Annotated in this window: 18 protein-coding genes and 2 pseudogenes; 4 read left to right on the forward strand and 16 right to left on the reverse strand. The window is 69.6% G+C overall.

Annotated elements, in window-relative coordinates; translation table 11 throughout:
- Together AC5Y4H_RS19965 and AC5Y4H_RS19970 are read right to left on the reverse strand one after the other, a co-directional pair.
- A partial coding sequence (locus tag AC5Y4H_RS19965; protein WP_499984290.1) for an Hsp70 family protein occupies positions 1 to 1,599 on the reverse strand: 1,599 nt, incomplete at its 3' end.
- Positions 1,600 to 2,023: 424 nt separating this feature from the next.
- The gene (locus AC5Y4H_RS19970; RefSeq protein WP_499984291.1) at positions 2,024 to 2,437 is read right to left on the reverse strand and encodes a ChaB family protein; all 414 of its coding nucleotides are present in this window, start codon (positions 2,435 to 2,437) and stop codon (positions 2,024 to 2,026) included.
- A 122-nt stretch (positions 2,438 to 2,559) separates the two neighbouring features.
- On the opposite strand from AC5Y4H_RS19970, the gene AC5Y4H_RS19975 reads away from it, so the two are divergent.
- Positions 2,560 to 2,979 carry a MarR family winged helix-turn-helix transcriptional regulator gene (locus tag AC5Y4H_RS19975; RefSeq protein WP_499984292.1) on the forward strand — a complete coding sequence of 140 codons (420 nt, stop codon included), beginning with the start codon at positions 2,560 to 2,562 and terminating at the stop codon, positions 2,977 to 2,979.
- A 56-nt stretch (positions 2,980 to 3,035) separates the two neighbouring features.
- On the opposite strand, the gene AC5Y4H_RS19980 is transcribed toward AC5Y4H_RS19975, so the two are convergent.
- From AC5Y4H_RS19980 to rpsB, 3 genes are all read right to left on the reverse strand, one after another.
- Entirely contained in the window at positions 3,036 to 4,442 is a 1,407-nt protein-coding gene (locus AC5Y4H_RS19980; protein ID WP_499984294.1) for an amidase, read from the reverse strand.
- A 79-nt stretch (positions 4,443 to 4,521) separates the two neighbouring features.
- Complete coding sequence (tsf, locus tag AC5Y4H_RS19985) at positions 4,522 to 5,337, reverse strand: translation elongation factor Ts (RefSeq protein WP_499984296.1); 816 nt, start codon at positions 5,335 to 5,337, stop codon at positions 4,522 to 4,524.
- 1 nt (position 5,338) lies between these two features.
- Positions 5,339 to 6,172 carry a 30S ribosomal protein S2 gene (rpsB, locus tag AC5Y4H_RS19990; protein WP_499984298.1) on the reverse strand — a complete coding sequence of 278 codons (834 nt, stop codon included), beginning with the start codon at positions 6,170 to 6,172 and terminating at the stop codon, positions 5,339 to 5,341.
- Between the two features lie 293 nt (positions 6,173 to 6,465).
- Between rpsB and AC5Y4H_RS19995 the strand changes: the two are divergent.
- A pseudogene (locus AC5Y4H_RS19995) lies at positions 6,466 to 6,948 on the forward strand (M23 family metallopeptidase); the annotation flags it as partial.
- A 258-nt stretch (positions 6,949 to 7,206) separates the two neighbouring features.
- On the opposite strand, the gene AC5Y4H_RS20000 reads toward AC5Y4H_RS19995, so the two are convergent.
- The 4 genes from AC5Y4H_RS20000 to dprA are packed head-to-tail and all read right to left on the reverse strand — an operon-like array spanning position 7,207 to position 11,391.
- The gene (locus AC5Y4H_RS20000) at positions 7,207 to 8,103 is read right to left on the reverse strand and encodes a tyrosine recombinase XerC (RefSeq protein WP_499984300.1); all 897 of its coding nucleotides are present in this window, start codon (positions 8,101 to 8,103) and stop codon (positions 7,207 to 7,209) included.
- Between the two features lie 32 nt (positions 8,104 to 8,135).
- Positions 8,136 to 9,296, reverse strand: coding sequence for a lactate 2-monooxygenase (locus AC5Y4H_RS20005; RefSeq protein WP_499984301.1), 1,161 nt, complete (start codon positions 9,294 to 9,296; stop codon positions 8,136 to 8,138).
- A 24-nt stretch (positions 9,297 to 9,320) separates the two neighbouring features.
- A complete protein-coding gene (locus AC5Y4H_RS20010; protein ID WP_499984302.1) occupies positions 9,321 to 10,178 on the reverse strand; it encodes a siderophore-interacting protein in 858 nt (285 codons plus the stop codon).
- Positions 10,179 to 10,212: 34 nt separating this feature from the next.
- Entirely contained in the window at positions 10,213 to 11,391 is a 1,179-nt protein-coding gene (gene dprA / locus AC5Y4H_RS20015; RefSeq protein WP_499984303.1) for a DNA-processing protein DprA, read from the reverse strand.
- Positions 11,392 to 11,501: 110 nt separating this feature from the next.
- Here dprA and AC5Y4H_RS20020 point away from each other — a divergent pair, with 110 nt between their 5' ends.
- A complete protein-coding gene (locus AC5Y4H_RS20020; RefSeq protein WP_499984305.1) occupies positions 11,502 to 11,777 on the forward strand; it encodes a DUF4190 domain-containing protein in 276 nt (91 codons plus the stop codon).
- Positions 11,778 to 11,803: 26 nt separating this feature from the next.
- On the opposite strand, the gene AC5Y4H_RS20025 is transcribed toward AC5Y4H_RS20020, so the two are convergent.
- The 3 genes from AC5Y4H_RS20025 to AC5Y4H_RS20035 form a co-directional block, all read right to left on the reverse strand.
- Positions 11,804 to 13,315 carry a YifB family Mg chelatase-like AAA ATPase gene (locus tag AC5Y4H_RS20025; protein WP_499984307.1) on the reverse strand — a complete coding sequence of 504 codons (1,512 nt, stop codon included), beginning with the start codon at positions 13,313 to 13,315 and terminating at the stop codon, positions 11,804 to 11,806.
- Positions 13,315 to 13,692, reverse strand: coding sequence for a YraN family protein (locus AC5Y4H_RS20030; RefSeq protein ID WP_499984308.1), 378 nt, complete (start codon positions 13,690 to 13,692; stop codon positions 13,315 to 13,317). The genes AC5Y4H_RS20025 and AC5Y4H_RS20030 overlap by 1 nt, the downstream gene beginning before the upstream one ends.
- Positions 13,693 to 13,857: 165 nt before the next feature.
- Complete coding sequence (locus AC5Y4H_RS20035) at positions 13,858 to 14,838, reverse strand: NAD-dependent epimerase/dehydratase family protein (protein WP_499984310.1); 981 nt, start codon at positions 14,836 to 14,838, stop codon at positions 13,858 to 13,860.
- A 295-nt stretch (positions 14,839 to 15,133) separates the two neighbouring features.
- On the opposite strand from AC5Y4H_RS20035, the gene AC5Y4H_RS20040 reads away from it, so the two are divergent.
- Complete coding sequence (locus tag AC5Y4H_RS20040; RefSeq protein WP_499984313.1) at positions 15,134 to 15,904, forward strand: GAF and ANTAR domain-containing protein; 771 nt, start codon at positions 15,134 to 15,136, stop codon at positions 15,902 to 15,904.
- A 6-nt stretch (positions 15,905 to 15,910) separates the two neighbouring features.
- On the opposite strand, the gene AC5Y4H_RS20045 is transcribed toward AC5Y4H_RS20040, so the two are convergent.
- The 4 genes and pseudogenes from AC5Y4H_RS20045 to rplS form a co-directional block, all read right to left on the reverse strand.
- Positions 15,911 to 16,216 (reverse strand): DUF2469 domain-containing protein, encoded by a 306-nt coding sequence (locus tag AC5Y4H_RS20045; RefSeq protein WP_003875077.1) that lies wholly within the window; start codon positions 16,214 to 16,216, stop codon positions 15,911 to 15,913.
- Positions 16,217 to 16,220: 4 nt separating this feature from the next.
- Positions 16,221 to 17,028, reverse strand: a pseudogene (locus AC5Y4H_RS20050) (ribonuclease HII).
- Between the two features lie 2 nt (positions 17,029 to 17,030).
- Positions 17,031 to 17,930, reverse strand: a complete 900-nt coding sequence (gene lepB / locus AC5Y4H_RS20055) for a signal peptidase I (RefSeq protein WP_499984315.1) — start codon at positions 17,928 to 17,930, stop codon at positions 17,031 to 17,033.
- A gap of 94 nt (positions 17,931 to 18,024) precedes the next feature.
- Positions 18,025 to 18,366, reverse strand: coding sequence for a 50S ribosomal protein L19 (gene rplS, locus AC5Y4H_RS20060; RefSeq protein ID WP_067130769.1), 342 nt, complete (start codon positions 18,364 to 18,366; stop codon positions 18,025 to 18,027).
- Positions 18,367 to 18,616 lie beyond the last annotated feature (250 nt).

An 18,616-nucleotide genomic window follows, 5' to 3' on the forward strand; every position in this document is an offset into this window, starting at 1 on the left:
CGGTGGTCGCGTGGTGGTAACCGACTGCGGCAACGGCGATTCCGTCGATTCGGACTTCGGTGAGACCGGGGCGGCACTGGTGGGCGCCGGCGGCGGAAGTTCTAGCCGCGACGACTCGACGGGCGGGGTTACGCTGCGCACATGATCGGGGGGTTTCTTCCCAACGCCCCCCAGTCGCACCGCCAGCCCGCCGGCCACGAGCAGCACCAATGCGGCCGCGCCGGCGGCGCTGACGAGCACCGCCAGGCGTCGCAACCATCGCCCTCGCCGCCGTCTGGGTGCAACCGCCGGAGCACCGTGTGATACTTCGGCGCTCGGCGGGGCTGCGGCGACGCCCCCATGGTCGACGGCATCGTCATCGGCTGCAGGTATGGGCAGCTCGCCGGAAGCTTCCTGGGACCAGGCCAGGGCGCGGTAGGTCGCCGACTGGTCGCCGTCGGCGGCCGCTTGCCCCGCGGCGCTGTAGGCGGCCCCGGCGGCCCATGCCGTCGAAGCGACGGCGACGCCTTCCGTCAGCGCGGCCGGCGCCTGGCCGATGGTGGTCGGCGCGGCGCTTGCGGCAGCCGGGCCCGGCGCACCGGCCGGCGAACGAAGTTGGGCCAGGACCGCTGCGCCGATGGCCGCACTCAGCAGAGGTTGCGATGTGGTGATAACCGGCGCCTGCAGGCGCTCCGACAGCAAGTCGGTGACCAGCGGGATACACGCGCCGCCGCCGACGGTGGCGATTGCGGCGAGCCGATGCGCCGGAATTCCATTGCGTTGCAATACGTCTACGATGCAGTCGATAAATCGTTGCAGAGGCTCACAGATGAGCCCCTCGAACTCGCCGCGGGCCAACCGGACGTCCGCTCCGACACCGGGAAGATCGGCCGGGATGACGGCGACCGTCGCCGACGACAGCTGCTCCTTCGCGCTTCGGCATTGTTCGAGGCGACGACCCAGCGGCGCCAGCGGCGCCGTGCCGGCGGCGTCGGCACCGGCGTTCGAGGCGACATGTCGCAGGATTATCTGATCGAGTTCGTTGCCGGAGAAACCGGTGTAGCGCAACGTCGGCGCGATCTGACGGAAGTTGGCGGCCGCATCGACAAGGGTTACGCTGCTGCCGCTCGCGCCGAAGTCGCACAGCACCACAGCGCCGTCGCTGGGAAATCCGGGTTGGGCATACAACGCGGCCAACGCGGCCGTGCCGTCGCAAATGAAAGCCGGTGGCGTTTCGGGCGTGAGGGCGGGGTAGCCACGCAATGCCGCGCGCAGGGCTGCGACCTGACGCTCGTTCCAATGCCCGGGCACCGCGATGGCGGCCGGCGCCCCACAACCGACGCTGCGCGCCATCCCGTCGAGCGCGGCGGCGGTGAGGCCCGCGCTGGAGTAGGGCGATCCGTCGGCGGCCAGTATGGGTTCGCTGTCTCCGACCCGCTCGACGAAGCCGCCGATCAGCAGGCCGGGCTCGTTGAGGCGAGGATTCTCGCCCGGCATGCCCACCTCCGGGGGCCGGTGGCCGAACAGCGTCAAAACCGAGGCACGGGTCAGCGGGGCGCTGCCCGTGCGCGCGGCCACCAGGTTGGCCGTCCCGATCGATAAGCCGAGCGGGCCACTCATGTCTTCCCGTAGTCCTTCCTCGTCGGATCAGGTCGACAAAGCAACGCCGCGACGCCGCGACGATCGATTGCCGACTTTTAGTGAGCGATGGACGGCGGCTTGCCAACCGGCGGATACACGGACTCCGAGTCATCGCGCTACGGCGCAGCCATCCCCCGACTCGGCGCTGTTCGTTTAACGCGATAGCCGCCCTTGACCGGTGCACAATCACAGCCGCAAGGGCATGGCGGATCAACCCTGCCGCAGGCTTCCCGATGCAGGGGCACTTCAAACGCCGTTCGCGAGGCCGCTGTCGCCAGCAAACACGAATGGGGCCGGACGACGCAGCGCGCGACCGCCTAACCGGCAGCCGGCGCCAAAAGCGCGATGGTCCAAGGCGAAAGCTACGGCCGCGCGACGATCGGCGCGGTGGTGGCGATCGCGTTCAGCGGCCCCGAACCCGGCGGTTGTGCTTCTTGATCGCGTCGACCAGCTCCGACTTGTTCATGGTGGACCGGCCGGCGATGTCGAGGCGGCGCGCCAGGTCCAGCAGGTGCTTCTTGCTGGCGTTGGCGTCGACGCCCTCGGCCGACTGCCCGGTTGGCCGCAGCCCACCGCGCTCGGCCCGCTCGTCGGATGGGCCCTTCTGATCCTTGGGCTCCCAGTGGTCGCCGACCTTTTCGAAGCTGTGCTTGACCGCGGCGTACGCCACCCGGTGGGCGCGCTCCTCGCTGCCGTATTCGTCGGCGGCCGCGTCATGGGCTTTGGCGAACGTACGCTGGGCCTTGGCGTTCGAACGTCGCAGCGTGCTGGGCAATTCGCTCTTCTTGGCCGCGCCGCCCTTCGTCGTCTTCGGCATCGAACCTCCTCGTCGACCGCACCCGCTTCGGGTAACCGATCGGTTACCCCGTCGCGGCGCGGACAATCGCGGTCTGAACGATGTGCGCAACGGCCCGGGGGAAGTATGTCAATATCGTTGACATGAATCAGGCCGACGACGCTCCGCTGGGCTACCTTCTCTACCGGGTTGGCGCGGTGTTGCGACCCGAAGTCGCCACCGCTTTGGGTCCGCTGGGCCTGACGCTGCCCGAATTCGTTTGCCTGCGGATACTTTCGATGTTTCCGGGGATGTCGAGCGCCGAGCTGTCCCGCCACACCAATGTCACCCCTCAGGCGATGAACACCGTGCTGCGCAAGCTGGAAGAGGTCGGCGCCGTGGCGCGGCCGTCGTCGGTGTCCTCGGGGCGCGCGCTCCCGGCGAACCTGACCGGCCCGGGCCGCGCCCTGCTCAAGCGGGCCGAAGCAGCGGTCCGCGGCGCCGACGCCCGGATCTTGGCCAGGCTCACCGAAACTCAGCAGCGCGAGTTCAAGAGAATGCTCGAGAAGCTCGGCTCCGACTAGCTGTAGTCGGCCGCGGCGGATGGGGTACCTCCCGCTTGCGCGGGATCAGGTTCGAACTAGCCGGTGGCGTTGATACGCGCCCACGGTCGCGCCTCTTCGAGTTCGTAGGCCAATTCGAGCAGCAAAGATTCCCGCCCCATATCGGCCGACAGCATCATGCCCACCGGCATGCCGTGGGCGGATTGAGCCAGCGGCAGCGAGATCGCGGGTTCGCCGGTGACGTTGTGCAGCGGGGTGAACGAAACCCAGTCGATCAACCGGCTGATGACCTGCTGGTAATCGGTGGGCGCCAAGAATCCGACGCGGGGCGTCTCGTCGGCGACGGTCGGTGTGAGCACCGCGTCGTAGGTACGAAAAAACTGTGCGGTGCGTCTGCGCGCTCGGCGCAGCCGGACGATCGACGTGGGAAGGCGATGGACGTTGCGGCTGGTGTGGCGAAGAAGACCGAGCGTCAGGCTGTCCAGCTTGGTCCGATCGAACGTCTCGCCGAACAGGTGGCGCCCGCCGGTTACCTGGGCCAGCGCCAAAAATCCCCAGTACATGACGAAGTCGTCGGCGAAACTGGCCGCGACCGGGGGCTCGTCGACGTGTTCGACCCGGTGGCCCAACTCCTCGAGCAAGCCGGCGGACTTCAACGTCAGTTCCCGCATCTGCGGACTGCACTCCCGCTGCACCGACCGGGTCAGCACGGCGATCCGCAACCGCTGCCGGCCGGGTGCGGTGACGTCCCCGACCGGCGCCAGCTTGCGGTTGCGCCAGATCCTCTCGGCCTCCCGGTAAAAGGCTGCGGTGTCACGAACCGAACGGGTCACCACGCCGTTGACGACGACACCGACCGGCATCCGGCGCAGCGTCGCGTCCAAAGGCAGCCGGCCGCGCGACGGTTTGAGTCCGACCAAACCGTTGCATGCGGCCGGAATCCGGATCGAACCGCCGCCGTCGTTGGCGTGCGCCATGGGCACCACACCGGCGGCGACGAACGCACCCGAACCCGACGACGACGCGCCCGCCGTGTATTCGGTGTCCCAGGGGTTGCGGACCGGACCCAGCCGCGGGTGCTCGGCCGAGGCGCTGAACCCGAATTCGGACAACTGTGTCTTGCCCACCGAGATCAGCCCGGTGGCCAGGAACAGCTGGGTGAAGACGCTGTCCGCGACGGCATTGGAGCTCGTCCACGCGTCGGTGCCGTGCATGCTGGGCTGACCGGCGACGTCGACGTTGTCCTTGATGAACGTCGGGACGCCGGCGAAGTAACCGCTCGCGGGTTGCGCCGCGGCCGCCCGCGCTTGCGCAAAGGCCGCGTACGCCAACCCGTTCAGCAGCGGATCGACGGCCTCGGTGCGCGCGATCGCGGCCTCGACCACCTCGGCCCTGCCGATTCGACCGGACTTCAGAGCGTCGGCCAGGCCGACCGTGTCCAGATCGCCCAGGGCATCATCACCGAACGCGTGCACGTATCGCATGGCACTGACGCTAGCCCGCGCGCCCGTGCCCCCGGGAGATTTCCCGGCTTGTGCCGGCCGGATCGGGGTCAGGCCCGAGTCACGCCTGACCCACCTCGAAGCGGACGAACCGCGTCACGGTGACACCGGCATCGTCGAGCAGCGCCTTGACGGTCTTCTTGCTGTCCGACACCGACGGCTGCTCGAGCAGCACCGCGTCCTTGAAGAAGCCATTCAGCCGGCCCTCGACGATCTTGGGCAGGGCCTGCTCCGGCTTGCCCTCCGCCTTGGCGGTTTCCTCGGCGATGCGGCGCTCGCTGGAGACCACGTCCTCCGGCACGTCGTCGCGGGACAGGTAGCGGGCCTTGAGCGCCGCGATCTGCAACGCGACGGCGTGGGCCGCCTCGGTGTCCGAGCCCTGGTACTCGACCAGCACACCGACCGCGGGGGGCAGGTCGGCCGCCCGGCGGTGCAGGTAGGTCTCGACGGTGCCGTCGAAGTTCGCGACGCGGCGCAGCTCCAACTTCTCGCCGATCTTGGCCGACAGCTCCGCGATCGCCTGCTCGACGGTCTTGTCACCGACGGCGGCGGCCTTGAGCTCGTCGACGTCCTTGGCCTTCGACGACACGGCCGCGGCGACGATCTGGTCGGCCAGCGCCTGGAACTCCGCGTTCTTGGCGACGAAGTCGGTCTCGCTGTTCAGCTCGATCAGCGCGCCGCCCTGGGCCGCGACCAGACCTTCGGCCGTCGCACGCTCGGCGCGCTTGCCGACGTCCTTCGCCCCCTTGATCCGGAGCGCCTCGACGGCCTTGTCGAAGTCGCCGTCGTTCTCGGCCAGCGCGTTCTTGCAGTCGAGCATGCCGGCGCCGGTGAGTTCCCGAAGCCGCTTGACGTCGGCGGCGGTGAAGTTCGCCATATCAGCCTTCCGTGGGTGTTGGTTCGGGGGTGCCCGCAGCGGCGTCGGTGGGGGCGGTGGTGGTAGCGGAGGCCAGCAGCTCCTGCTCCCATTCGGCGAGTGGCTCGGCGGCCTCGGCCTCGGGCTTGCCGTCGCCACGGCCGACTCCGGCGCGGGCCTGCAGGCCCTCGGCGACGGCGGACGCGATGACCTTGGTCAGCAACGCGGCCGAACGGATCGCGTCGTCGTTGCCCGGGATCGGGTAGTCGACCTCGTCGGGGTCGCAGTTGGTGTCCAGGATCGCGATGACCGGGATACCGAGCTTGCGGGCCTCGCCGACGGCGATGTGCTCCTTGTTGGTGTCGACGACCCAGATGGCCGACGGCACCTTGGCCATGTCGCGGATGCCGCCGAGGCTGCGGTCCAGCTTGTTCTTCTCACGGGTCAGCATCAAGATTTCCTTCTTGGTGCGGCCCTCGAAGCCACCGGTCTGCTCCATCGCCTCGAGCTCCTTGAGGCGCTGCAGCCGCTTGTGCACGGTTTGGAAGTTGGTGAGCATGCCGCCCAGCCAGCGCTGGTTCACGTACGGCATGCCGACGCGGGTCGCCTCGGCGGCAACGGACTCCTGCGCCTGCTTCTTGGTGCCGACGAACAGCACGCTGCCGCCGTGGGCGACGGTCTCTTTGACGAACTCGTACGCCTGGTCGATGAAGGTCAGCGTCTGCTGCAGGTCGATGATGTAGATGCCGTTGCGGTCGGTGAAGATGAACCGCTTCATTTTGGGATTCCAGCGACGGGTCTGATGCCCGAAGTGGGTGCCGCTGTCCAGCAGCTGCTTCATGGTTACGACGGCCATGGTGGTGCCTTACTTGTGTCGGTTGTCGCCTGGCATCGGGTGAGGCCGGGCCCTGGCGGCTGCTGCGATGCCGGACCCGTTGTTGGACGGGACCGCCCGGCATGCGGTGCGAACTCCTCGTGGAACCAGAGACGCGATGCAGACGCGCGAAGTCAGCCCGCGAACGAGCTGCGACCAGCAGTTTACACCGACTCAGCAGGTGGTTTTGCCGCGCTTCCCCAGCCGGGCCGGTTCGTCCACAAGACAGGCGAAGCCGGGTGGCCGGGCCGGCGGTGGCGCGCTGAACTGCCTGGATGCGATGGACGGCGCTGCTGCTATGTGCGGGCCTGGTCAGCGCGGTGCCAGCGGGTGCCGCCGAGGACCGCCTGGACTGGCCGCTGCGCCCGCGCCCTGCCGTCGCCCGGGGATTCGACGCCCCGTCGCCGGACTGGAATCCCGGACACCGGGGCGTCGACCTGGCCGGGGCCGCCGGTCAGCCGGTGTACGCGGCGGGCGCCGGAACCGTGGTGTTCGCAGGGCTTCTGGCCGGTCGGGCGGTGGTGTCGGTGGCCCATCCCGGCGGATTGCACACCAGTTATGAGCCGGTCCGGGCGGCAGTGCGGGCCGGCCAGCCGGTGACGGCCGCGACCGTCATCGGCGAGCTGATGGCCGGGCATGCCGGGTGCCCGGTCGCGGCGTGTTTGCACTGGGGCGCGATGTGGGGTCCGGCGTCGCGTGCGGACTACGTCGATCCGCTGGGCCTGCTCAAGTCCACGCCGATCCGGCTCAAGCCGCTAGGGCCGCCGGTTACCGGCGCGCAAAGTCACAGGAGCCACAGGAGTCGCTGCGCGGGTGGACAGGCTCAGTGCCCGTCTTCGAGCGACAATCCCGTGGCGAGCCGATGATCACCGGTACGGGCCGATGACCCGCGGAAACGGCTTGTCGCTTGGAGGCGGGCACCCGCGGTGCGCCTTCCCGCCTGGGTTTGATGTGGCCGCTGCAACTTGTGGGACGCGAAGCGCGGCGACCCCGGCCACCAGGGCTGCGGGCGGGGCTCACGCCCGAGGGTGGGCCTGATCATGCACCGCGCGCAACCGGGACACCGCGACGTGGGTGTACAGCTGGGTGGTCGCCAGGCTCGAATGGCCGAGCAACTCTTGGACGACGCGCAGGTCAGCGCCGCCTTCGAGCAGATGCGTGGCCGCGCTGTGCCGCAGGCCGTGTGGCCCCATGTCCGGCGCCCCGTTTACCGCGGCGACCGTCTGATGCACGACCGTGCGCGCCTGGCGGACGTCGAGCCGGCGGCCCCGCGCGCCCAGCAGCAGCGCCGGACCCGACTCCGCGGTCGCCAGCGCCGGGCGGCCGTCGGCCAGCCAGGCGTTGAGCGCCTCACCGGCCGGCCCGCCGAACGGCGCGCTGCGTTGCTTGTTGCCCTTCCCGAGGACTTTGACCAGCCGGTGATGGGTGTCGACGTCGTCGACGTCCAAGCCGCACAGCTCACTGACCCGGATCCCGGTGGCGTAGAGCATCTCCACGATCAGCCGGTCCCGCAGTGCCAGCGGATCGCCTTGCTGCGCACCGGATTTGGCGGCGGCCATGGCGTCGGCGGCCTGATCCTGGCGCAGCACCGAGGGCAGGGTGCGGTGGGCCTTCGGAACCTGCAGCCGGGCGGCCGGGTCCCCGGTCAGCAGACCGCGCCGCACGGCCCACGCGGTGAAGGCCTTGACCGCCGAGGTGCGGCGAGCCAGCGTCGTGCGGGCGACACCGGCCGCGGCCGCGGCGGACAGCCAGGAGCGCAGCAGGGGCAGGCTCAGCCCGTCCAGACCGGCGCCTCGCTCCCCGATGAAGGCGAGCAGCGAGCGCAGGTCGCCGAGGTAGGCGCGCCGGGTGTGCGCCGAACGGCCGCACTGCAAATCCAGGTACTCGTCGAACTCGTCGAGGATCGCCTGCACGTCCCCACCGTCGCAGGCGCCGTCGGGGCGCTCTAGTCGACGCGCCGAAGTGTGTCCGGGGTGAGATCTTTGAGCGTGGGGTAGCCGTCGACGGCCATGATGAGGTCGGCTTCGGCCAGGATCGAGCGCAGCACGTGCACGATGCCGTCGGCGCCACCGAGCGCCAGGCCATAGGCGTACGGCCGGCCGATGCCCACGGCCGTGGCCCCCAGTGCGAGCGCCTTGACGACGTCGGCGCCGCTGCGGATCCCCGAATCGAACAGGACCGGCAACCCGTCGGCCGCCTCGACGACTCCGGGCAGGCACGCGAGGGCGGGCAGGCCGCCGTTGGCCTGGCGGCCGCCGTGAGTGGAGCAGTAGATGCCGTCGACGCCGCCATCCCTGGCGCGCCGCGCGTCATCCGGATGACAGATTCCCTTGATGATCAGCGGCAGGTTGGTCAGCGACCGCAGCCAGCCGAGGTCGTCCCATGTCAGCGGGTTTCCGAAGGTGGTCACCCACTGCAGCACGGTGCCCTGCGGGTCCTCTTCCGGCGGGCGCTGCAGGCTGGCGCGGAAGACCGGGTCGCTGGTGTAGTTGCTCAGGCAGAGCCCCCGTAACTGGGGGAAGTTGGCGGTGGTGAGGTCGCGCGGGCGCCACCCCGGAATCCAGGTGTCGAGGGTGACGATGATGCCCTGGTAGCCGGCGGCCTCGGCCCGCCGCACCAGGCTGGCGGCCAGGTCACGATCCTTGGGCGTGTACAGCTGGAAGAAGCCGGGGGTGTCACCGAACTGCGCGGCGACGTCTTCCATCGGGTCGGCGGTCAGGGTGGAAACGACCATCGGGACGCCGGTGGCCGCGGCAGCGCGTGCGGTGGCCAGGTCGCCGTGGCCGTCTTGGGCGCAGATCCCGATGACGCCGATCGGCGCCATGAACACCGGCGACGGCAAGGTCAGACCGAACATCTCCACCGAGAGGTCGCGGGCCGCGGCACCGACGAACATGCGCGGTATCAGGCCCCAGTGATCGAACGCCTCCCGGTTGGCGCGCTGCGTGCGTTCGTCGCCGGCGCCGCCGGTGACGTACGACCAGACCGACGGCGGCATGGCCCGCTCGGCCCGCGCCTCCAGCTCCGCGAACGCCATCGGCAGCGGGGGCGCCACCCCACCCAGGCCCTTGAAGTAGATCTCGTTCTGGTAGTCGCCGAATGCCATGCGAAAGACAATGCCAGGCGGGCGTCACGCTGACGAGTTCGCCGACTCCGCCTGCGCCAGTTCCTTCTTCCATTGCCGGAAGGTCTCCTCGGTGCGGCCGCGACGCCAATACCCCGAGATCGACGACGCCCATCGGGCGTCCACGCCGCGCTCCTTGCGAATGTACGGACGCAGATTGTGCATGACGGCCTGAGCCTCACCGTGGATGAAGACGTGCACCTGACCCGGCAGCCAGGGGGCGCTGGTCACCGCCTCGATCAGGGGCGCGTGGTCGCCGGCACGGTCCTCGGGAACCAGGTCGGCGCGGCCGCCGCGATAGACCCAGTGCACCTCGACGCCTTCGGGTGCGGTCAGCGGGATCTCGTCCTCTTGGCCCGCGACCTCGATGAACGCCTTGCCGACCGCGCTGGGCGGCAACGCTTCCAATGCCGTGGCGATGGCCGGCAACGCCGATTCGTCGCCGGCCAGCAGGTGCCAGTCGGCGGCCGGGTCTGGTGTGTACGCGCCGCCTGGGCCCATCAGGTAGATCGGCTGGCCGGGCTGGGCGGTGGACGCCCATTGACCAGCTATGCCGTGCTCTCCGTGCACAACGATGTCGAGTGTGATGCGGCATTTGTCGATGTCGACCTGGCGGACGGTCAGCGTCCGCACCGAGGGCCTTTTCTCCGGCGGCAGGTCCGCGAAGCTGTCGAGGGTCAGCGGCTCGGGCAAGCCGGCCACGTCGACGTCGTCGGCGACAAACACCAGCTTGACGTAGGAGTCGGTGAACTTGCTCGGCACGAAAGCGCCAAAGTCATTGCTCCCGAGCACAATCCGCATCATGTGCCGTGTGAGTTGTTCGGTACCGACAACCTCGAAGCGTTGCAGTGGTCGACCCGCCACCTGTCCTCCTATCCAAACCCCAACCCCCGGTCGACTATACGAGTCGCGTCGTTGATGCGGCCTGACCTGCGGCGACCCGGACAATTCGCCACCGCCCGCCTTGGCGCTGTACCAACCCGGCGAGCTCGAGCATCGCCAACGGCCCCAGCGCCAGCTCGGGCACCATTCCGGATGCGACCGCGATCTCGTCGACCGTGGCCGCGCCGCGGCCAGGCAACGCCTCGTAGACCCGGCGCTCGGCGTCGCTGAGGCCGTCGAGTGGCGTCGTCGGATGCGGCTCGTCGCGAGCCAGTTCGCCGATGTGACCGACGAGCTCGACGACATGGTCGGCGCGGGTGACCAGCTCGGCGCCGTTGCGCAGCAGGGCATGGCAGCCCGCCGACGCCGACGACGTGACAGGGCCCGGCACCGCGGCGACCACCCGGCCCAACGCGCGCGCCCACGCCGCGGTATTGGCCGCGCCGCTGCGCAGACCGGCCTCCACCACCACGGCGGCCCCGACCACGGCGGCGACCAGACGATTACGGGTCAGGAACCGGTGGCGGGACGGGCGGATACCGGGCGCGTATTCGGTGAAGAGCAGCCCCTGCTGGCCGATCCGGTGCAGCAGTGCGGTGTGACCACTCGGGTAGGGGACGTCGAGCCCGGCGGCCAGGACGGCCACGGTGATGCCGTCGCAGTCCAGCACGGCGCGGTGCGCCGCGCCGTCGATGCCGTACGCGCCGCCCGAGACCACCGCGACGTCGCGCTGCGCCAAACCGGCCGCCAGTTCGCCCGCGACATGCTCGCCGTACGTGGTCGCAGCGCGGGTCCCGACCACGGCCGCGGCCCGGTGCGCGGCTTCATCGAGCCGCACGGGTCCCAGCGCCCACAACACCATCGGCGAAACCATCGGCGCACCGCCACCGGGCCGCGTTGCGGCACCGCGGAATGCGGCGAACGCCAGCAGCGGCCACTCATCGTCGTCCGGCGTGATCAACCGTCCGCCACGGCGGCCCAGTATCTCGAGATCGTCTGCGCTGCGGTCGATTTCGCGTCGGGCTTCGGTGCGCCGGGCCAGGTTGTCGTCGACCAGTCCCCGCCGGATCCGCTCGGCGGCCTCCACCGGGCCGACGTGCTGCACCAGGGCGGCGAGTTCGGCGCAGGGCGGCTCGGCCACCCGGGACAGATAGGCCCACGCGCGCAGCGCGGGATCGTCGAGCGCCGTCGTCATCGCCGCGCCTTTCGCTCCAAGGATCCGCCAAGAGTCCTTCGAGCCCCGCACGCGAATGTGGCGTTGTCAGTCACCCGCCGCACACCGGCCCGCAACGAACGGAACGACCCATGATCCTCGACCTGCCGATGGCGTACCGCGTGTCCGAGCGGCCGGTAAACCCCTGGGCCGTCGCGGCCTTCGCGCTCAGCCTGGTCAGCTGGATCGGTTTCCCGATCCCGATCATCGGCATCGGCCTGGCCTGCATCGGGTTGCGGGAGATGGAACAGCGGGGTGAAAGCGGTCGCGCCATCGCCCAATTCGCCCGCGCGTTCGCGATCCTGGTGACCGTGGCGATAGCGTTGCGGGGCGGGCACACCGATTGGCTGACGCTGGTGCGCTGGTAGCGCGCCGGGCCCGTGGGTCGGGGCGCTCATCGCTGCGCCCCGGGTTGGCGGAAGCTGAGCGCTGCGGCGACTTCGTCGGTCCCGGGAGACGTGCGGCCGGCCAGGTCGCTCAAGCTCCACGCGACGCGCAGCGTGCGGTCGAGGCCACGGATGCTCAGCAGTCCGCGATCCAGCGCCCTTTGCAGCGGCTCCATTGCCGCGTTGCTGGGACGGAACTTTCGGCGCAGCAGCGCCCCACTGACTTCGGCGTTGGTGCGAAATCCGTGTGGGAGCCAGCGCTGGGCGGCGGCCGCGCGGGCCAGCGCCACCCGCTGGCGGACCTGCGCCGTCGATTCGCCGTCTCCGCCCGCGAATGCCCCGGCCTTCACCTGATGCATCTCCACGCGGAGATCCACCCGGTCCAGCAGCGGCCCCGAGAGCTTGCCCAGATAGCGGCGTTTGGCCGCCGCCGCGCAAAGGCAGTCCTGCGGGTCGGCCGGGGCGCACGGGCACAGGTTGGCGGCCAGCACCAGCTGGAATCGGGCCGGGTAACACGCCACCCCGTCGCGGCGGGCGAGGCGAATCTCGCCGTCCTCCAACGGTGTTCGCAAGGCTTCCAGCGCGCTGACCCGGATCTCGGCGCACTCGTCGAGGAAGAGCACCCCGCGATGCGCGCGGCTGACGGCGCCCGGGCGGGCCATCCCGGAGCCTCCGCCGACGAGCGCGGCGACGCTGGAACTGTGGTGCGGTGCCACGAAAGGCGGTCTGGTGATCAACGGCGTGTCGCCCGACAGCAGGCCGGCCACCGAGTGAATCGCCGTGACCTCCAGGGACTCGGCCTCGCTCAGCGGCGGCAGCAACCCCGGAAGGCGTTGGGCGAGCATGGTTTTGCCCACCCCCGGCGGCCCGGTGAGCATGAGGTGGTGGGCTCCGGCCGCGGCCACCTCCACCGCGAACCGCGCCTGCGTCTGCCCGACCACGTCGACCAGATCTGCCGCGGGCTCGCCGTCCGTGGGCTGCGCGTCGATCCTGCCGTCCAGGGCGAGGCCGCCGCTGAGCCACTTCTGCAACTGCCCCAGGGTGCGCACGCCCCACACGTCGATGCCGTCGACCAGGCTGGCTTCGGCGAGGTTGTCCAGGGGGACCACCACGGCCGGCCAGCCGTCGCGCTTGGCGGCCAGCACTGCGGGCAGCACCCCGCGCACCGGCCGGACCCGCCCGTCCAGAGACAGCTCGCCGAGCAGCACCGTTTTCTCCAGCCGGTCCCACGGCGCCTTGCGCTGCGCGGACAACACGGCGGCGGCCAGGGCGATGTCGTAGACCGACCCCATCTTGGGCAGCGTCGCCGGCGACAGCGCCAGCGTCAGCCGCGCCATGGGCCAGGTGTTGCCGCAGTTGGTGACGGCCGCCCGGACGCGGTCGCGCGACTCCTGCAGGGCGGCGTCGGGCAGGCCCACCAGGTGCACACCCGGCAGCCCGGAGGTGATGTCGGCTTCGATCTCCACGATCTGCCCGTCCACGCCGCGGACCGCGACGGAGAACGCGCGTCCCAGCGCCATCAGCCGATCCCTTTCAGGTGGGTGATCTCCGGGGTCCGGCGGCGGCCGATCCGCACGCCGATCACGTCGATGCGGATCGCCGCGCAGCGCTGGGCCTGGCCGGCCAGCCACAGCCCGGCCAGCCTGCGCAACCGTAGAACCTTGCGCGGGGTGACCGCGTGCGCCAGTCCCCCGTATCCGTCCCCGGTGCGTGTCTTCACCTCGACGAACACCACTGTCGAAGTGGCGTCGTCGCGGGCGATGATGTCGAGTTCGCCGTAGCGGCAGCGCCAGTTGCGTTGCAGGATGCGCAATCCCATCCGCATCAGATGATCCACGGCGAGCGCCTCGCCCATCGCGCCCAGCTGGATCCGGGTCATCGTCGTTCCGGTCGTCATGGGGTCAAGGTGCCCCGCGCCACCGACGAGACGGGCCATCATCGCGTCCCGTGGGCGCCCGCACCGGCCGGTTATCCCCAGTGCGTCGTCCATCCACAGCCGACGGCGACACCCGGTGCTGCCAAGTAAACGGGTCGGGCGAAAAACGGCTCGCCCCTTGCGCTCTCACGCCCCCGCGGCCAGCGCCTCCAACGTCTCGGCCGAAGTGTGCAGCGGACGCCAGCCCAGTTGGGTCTTGGCCTTGGTGGTGTCCATCACCATCGACGTCCGCGCGGTGTGCAGCCATTCGAGCATGGACGGTACCCCCGGCATGCGAGAGATCGCCGCCGAGGCCGCCGTGGCGGCCACGGCGGGAACCCGCACCGGGCGACCGCCCAAAGCCCTGGCCACGTCGGCCACCGTCACGACCCCGTCGCCGGCGATGTTGTAGACCCCGGGCGGCGCCGGGGTGGTGGCCGCCAGCGCGATCGCCGTCGCGACGTCGTCGTGGTGGACGAGTTGCAGTGGGTAGCCCGGATCGGGCACCACGGGCTTCAGGATCGGGACGGCCTTGACCACGGCACGCATCGGGCCGGGCAGCTGGTTCCACGGCATGGCGTCGGCCAGGGCGGTGGCGCTGGGCCCCGCCACCACGCAGGGCCGCAGGACGAACACCTCCAGCGATGAGCCCTTGGTGATGTCGGCCAGCAGCTCCTCACAGGCCGCCTTCTGCTCGGAGTAGTAGTGCTCCGCGGATCCCCGCGCGGCCACGTCCTCGGTCAGCGGGATGGGGTTGTCGGAGTGGTAGCCGTATGCCGCCACCGACGAGGTGTACACCAGGCGCCGGGGCCGCTCGGCGGCCACCGTCGCCTCGAACACGTTGCGCGTGCCTTCGAGATTCACCCGGGCGCTCTCGTCGCGCGAACCCATGATGATGAAGGCCAGGTGGATCACCACATCGGCCTGCGCGACCAAGGCGTCGACTGCCTCACGATCCAGGATGTCGCCCTGCTGGTAGCTGGTCTTCAGCCAGCCGCGCGACGACGGGTCGAACGGCCTCCGAGCCATCCCGATGATCGCGTCGACGGCGGGCTCGCGCTCCAGCGCCGTCACCGCGGAGATACCGATCTCCCCGGTTGGTCCGGTCACCGCGACGGTCACTCCCATCAGAACGTCCTTCCCTCCCGCTGCCGGCCGAAACCCCGTATCGGAACGTCGCGGTGCCCCCGGCGCGCGCAATCGGCGCGTGATAGAACCATCTTTCCAGCGTCCCGCGATTCGTGAGGGGTTGGACGTGCGGGGTCCTCCGCATGGTCAGCGAGGGCTCTGCGGTCAACCGTGACCGGCCAGGATGCCCGGATCGACGGAACGGGACGAAACAGGGTGTAAGGCTGGTCACGGCAACCGATAATCTACGGCGATCGGAGCGGTCACACCGCCGACACCGAAACGAGGAAGCAGCATGGCGGACGAATCGAAGACCGGCGCGGACGCATCCGCCAGCGGTGGGGAGAAGGCTGACCCCTCGACGGTTTTCGCTGCCCTCGCCGAGATCATCTACCAGGGATCGGACGTCAACCAGATGTACGCCGCCATCTGCGTGGCCGCCACCCTGACCGTCCGGGGCTGCGACCACGCCAGCCTGTTGGTGCGCGAGAACGACAAATACATCACCGTCGGTGCCAGCGACCGGCTGGCGCAGGCCATCGACGACCTCGAACGGCGTGCCGGCGACGGCCCGTGCATCGACGCCATCGAGGAGGAGACGCCGCAGATCGACACGGACCTGACCACGCCGTCGCTGTGGCCCAAGCTGGCGGAGGTCCTGGTCGCAGAAACTCCGGTGCGCGGCGCGATGGGATTTCGCCTGCTGGTCGACAAGCGCAAAGGCGCCGCGCTCAACTTGTTCAGCGACACCCCGAACATGTTCGACGCCGAGTCCGCGGGTCGGGCGGCCGTGCTGGCCGCTTTCGCCAGCGTCGCCATCAACGCGGTCGCCAAGGGCGAGGATGCGGCGAGCCTGCGGCGCGGGCTAATCAGCAACCGCGAGATCGGCAAAGCCGTCGGCATGCTGATGATGCTGCACGAGATGAGCGAGGACGAGGCTTTCGACCTGCTGAGGCGCCACTCCCAGGCGCTGAACATCAAGCTGGCCGACGTCGCCCGAGAGGTCATCGACCGGCGCGGCCAGTTGCCCGTCCCCGGCGATGACCAGCTCCCGCCGAATAGCTAGCGCCGGCTACTCGGGAAGCCGCAGTTCCGGCTTTTCGACCTCTTCGATGTTGACGTCCTTGAAGGTGACCACACGCACCTGCTTGACGAACCGTGCCGGCCGGTACATGTCCCACACCCAGGCGTCGGAGAGTCGCAGCTCGAAGTAGACCTCACCGTCGGCGTTCCGCGGCGTCATCTCCACGCTGTTGGCCAGGTAGAACCGCCGTTCGGTCTCCACGACGTAGCTGAACTGGCCGACGATGTCCTTGTATTCGCGGTACAGCGAGAGCTCCATCTCGGTTTCATACTTTTCGAGATCTTCTGCACTCATCTGCTCAGACGTCCTTTTCCCAGACAGCTCTCCCCGGGCATCCCGGCGCTAGCTGCCGTTCGCCGGGGCGGCAATCCTGGTCCCATCTTTCCTCACCGATATCCGTCGCGCTGCAGCGGTGGGTCCGGTTGGCAGTCGGCCACCACCCGCTCGCCCCACCCGTCGGCCACGCGCCGCACGTTGATGAACGAACGACGATGTTCGGGGCACGGGCCCAGCTGCGCCAGCGCCGTGCTGTGCGCCGGTGTGCTGTAGCCCTTGTGCAGGGCGAAGCCGTAGCCGGGATGGTCTGCTTCCATCGCGACCATCAACCGGTCCCGGCTGACCTTGGCCAGCACACTGGCCGCCGCGATGCACGCCGCGACCGCATCGCCACCGATCACCGGCAGCGACGGGACGGCCAGCCCCGGCACCCGGAACCCGTCGCTCAGCACGTAGCCCGGCCGCACCGACAGCCCGGCGACGGCACGGCGCATCCCCTCGATGTTGGCGACATGCACGCCGCGCCGGTCCACCTCGGCCGGCGGGATGAACACGACGTGATAGGCCAGCGCATAACGGCGGATCAGCGGGAACAGCCTCTCCCGGGCGGCCTCGGTCAGCTTCTTGGAATCATCAAGCGCGGCAAGGCTTTCCATTCGCCCCGACCCGAGCACACAGGCCGCCACCACCAGGGGCCCGGCGCAGGCGCCGCGGCCGACCTCGTCGACGCCGGCCACTGGCCCCAAACCGCTGCGGTACAGCGCGGACTCCAGGGTGCGCAACCCCGACGATTTACGGATCACCGTCCGCGGCGGCCACGTCGTGGCCACGGTTATCGATTTTGCTGTGGGTTCACCGAGCCCACGCCGCCCCAGCGGGACGGCGGCCACACGATGAACCTTGCTTTTCCGATCACGTTGGACACCGGCACGGTTCCCGACGTCGGGTCGCCGGTGCACAGGACGCCCTTGAGGGCTTCGGCGGGCACGCTGGTGCAGTGGGCCCGCGAATCCGCCGAGTGCGTGCGGTTGTCGCCCATCACCCACAGCCGCCCGGCCGGGACGGCCACCGGCCCGAACTCGCTGCCCAGGCAGGGGTACACCGCCGGGTCGGCGGCCATGGTGGTGCGGTCCAGGTACGGCTCCTTGAGCGGCTTGCCGTCGACCGTCAACCCGGTGTCGGCCCGGCACTGCACCGTCTGTCCGCCGACCGCGATGACCCGCTTGACCAGGTCGTTCTCGTCGGGCGGCACGAAGCCGACGAAGGACAGCGCGTTTTGCACCCAGCGCAGCACGGTGTTGTTGGACCGGATCGACTTGTAGCCGAGGTTCCACGGCGGCGGACCCTTGAAGACGATGACGTCACCGGGGCGCGGCGTGCTGAAACGGTAGCTGACCTTGTCGACCATGATCCGGTCGCCGACGCACCCGGTGCACCCGTGCAGCGTGGGCTCCATCGATTCCGAGGGGATCAGGTACGGCCGCGCCACGAAGGTCAACATGACGTAGTAGAGGACGACGGCGATCACCGCGAGGAGCGCGAATTCGCGCAACGTCGAACGCTTGGAGTCCGCCGGCTCGCCCTCGTCGGGCGCGTCCGCCGTCGGCGCCGGTTCGGGGACCGAGCCGGTCGTGGTCTCGGCCTCGTCCGGGTCCGGGTTGCGGGTAGAGACCTTCGGATCTGACTCGCCGGTGTGGGACTCGGGCTTCGATGAATCCGCGGTATCGGTCACGAGATCAGCGTAGCCAGCGCACGTTGTGGGCCGGTCAACCGGCGCACCGGAGAAATGATGGGACGAATCAGCAGCGCCGCCAAGGCGTCCCGGCTCAGCGCTTCTCCTTGATCTTGGCCTTCTTGCCGCGCAGTTCACGCAGGTAGTACAGCTTCGCGCGGCGGACGTCACCGCGGGTCACCACCTGAATGTGATCGATGTTGGGCGAGTGCACGGGGAAGGTCCGCTCGACGCCGACGCCATAGCTTTCCTTGCGCACCGTGAAAGTCTCGCGGATGCCACCGCCCTGGCGACGGATCACCACGCCCTTGAACACCTGGATACGCTCCTTGGCGCCCTCGATGACCTTGACGTGCACGTTGACGGTGTCACCCGGGCCGAACACCGGGATGTCGTCGCGCAGCGACGCCTGATCGACGAAGTCCAGCCGGTTCATGCGAGACACTTCCTTGCGGTCGCGGCCGACGACAGCTACCCACACACAGGTGTGAGGCGGTCGCCGAGCCGAATGGTTTCGGGCTTTCTGGCGTATCTCGCAGCAGGCGGAAAACGGCTCAACCGGCCTGCAACCGCTGGAGACAACTGGTCAATTGTGCCAGACGGGGCGCTTGCCGCGAAAATCACAGCGAGTCGGCGGTTCACAGCGCGCCAAACGCGCTGGTAAATGGTAAATATGACTGGGGTCA

It is taken from the genome of Mycobacterium sp. NGS58, assembly GCF_059812385.1.

Bases quoted from the DNA above. Each gene is read 5' to 3' on its own strand.
- AC5Y4H_RS20030 (WP_499984308.1), bottom strand. From the start codon at position 13,692: ATGACGACCGGAACGACGATGACCCGGATCCAGCTGGGCGCGATGGGC.
- dprA (WP_499984303.1), bottom strand. From the start codon at position 11,391: ATGACGACGGCGCTCGACGATCCCGCGCTGCGCGCGTGGGCCTATCTG.
- AC5Y4H_RS20025 (WP_499984307.1), bottom strand. From the start codon at position 13,315: ATGGCGCTGGGACGCGCGTTCTCCGTCGCGGTCCGCGGCGTGGACGGG.
- AC5Y4H_RS20045 (WP_003875077.1), bottom strand. From the start codon at position 16,216: ATGAGTGCAGAAGATCTCGAAAAGTATGAAACCGAGATGGAGCTCTCG.
- AC5Y4H_RS20040 (WP_499984313.1), top strand. From the start codon at position 15,134: ATGGCGGACGAATCGAAGACCGGCGCGGACGCATCCGCCAGCGGTGGG.
- AC5Y4H_RS20035 (WP_499984310.1), bottom strand. From the start codon at position 14,838: ATGGGAGTGACCGTCGCGGTGACCGGACCAACCGGGGAGATCGGTATC.
- rpsB (WP_499984298.1), bottom strand. From the start codon at position 6,172: ATGGCCGTCGTAACCATGAAGCAGCTGCTGGACAGCGGCACCCACTTC.
- tsf (WP_499984296.1), bottom strand. From the start codon at position 5,337: ATGGCGAACTTCACCGCCGCCGACGTCAAGCGGCTTCGGGAACTCACC.
- AC5Y4H_RS20020 (WP_499984305.1), top strand. From the start codon at position 11,502: ATGATCCTCGACCTGCCGATGGCGTACCGCGTGTCCGAGCGGCCGGTA.
- AC5Y4H_RS19970 (WP_499984291.1), bottom strand. From the start codon at position 2,437: ATGCCGAAGACGACGAAGGGCGGCGCGGCCAAGAAGAGCGAATTGCCC.
- AC5Y4H_RS19980 (WP_499984294.1), bottom strand. From the start codon at position 4,442: ATGCGATACGTGCACGCGTTCGGTGATGATGCCCTGGGCGATCTGGAC.
- rplS (WP_067130769.1), bottom strand. From the start codon at position 18,366: ATGAACCGGCTGGACTTCGTCGATCAGGCGTCGCTGCGCGACGACATC.
- AC5Y4H_RS20005 (WP_499984301.1), bottom strand. From the start codon at position 9,296: ATGGCATTCGGCGACTACCAGAACGAGATCTACTTCAAGGGCCTGGGT.
- AC5Y4H_RS19975 (WP_499984292.1), top strand. From the start codon at position 2,560: ATGAATCAGGCCGACGACGCTCCGCTGGGCTACCTTCTCTACCGGGTT.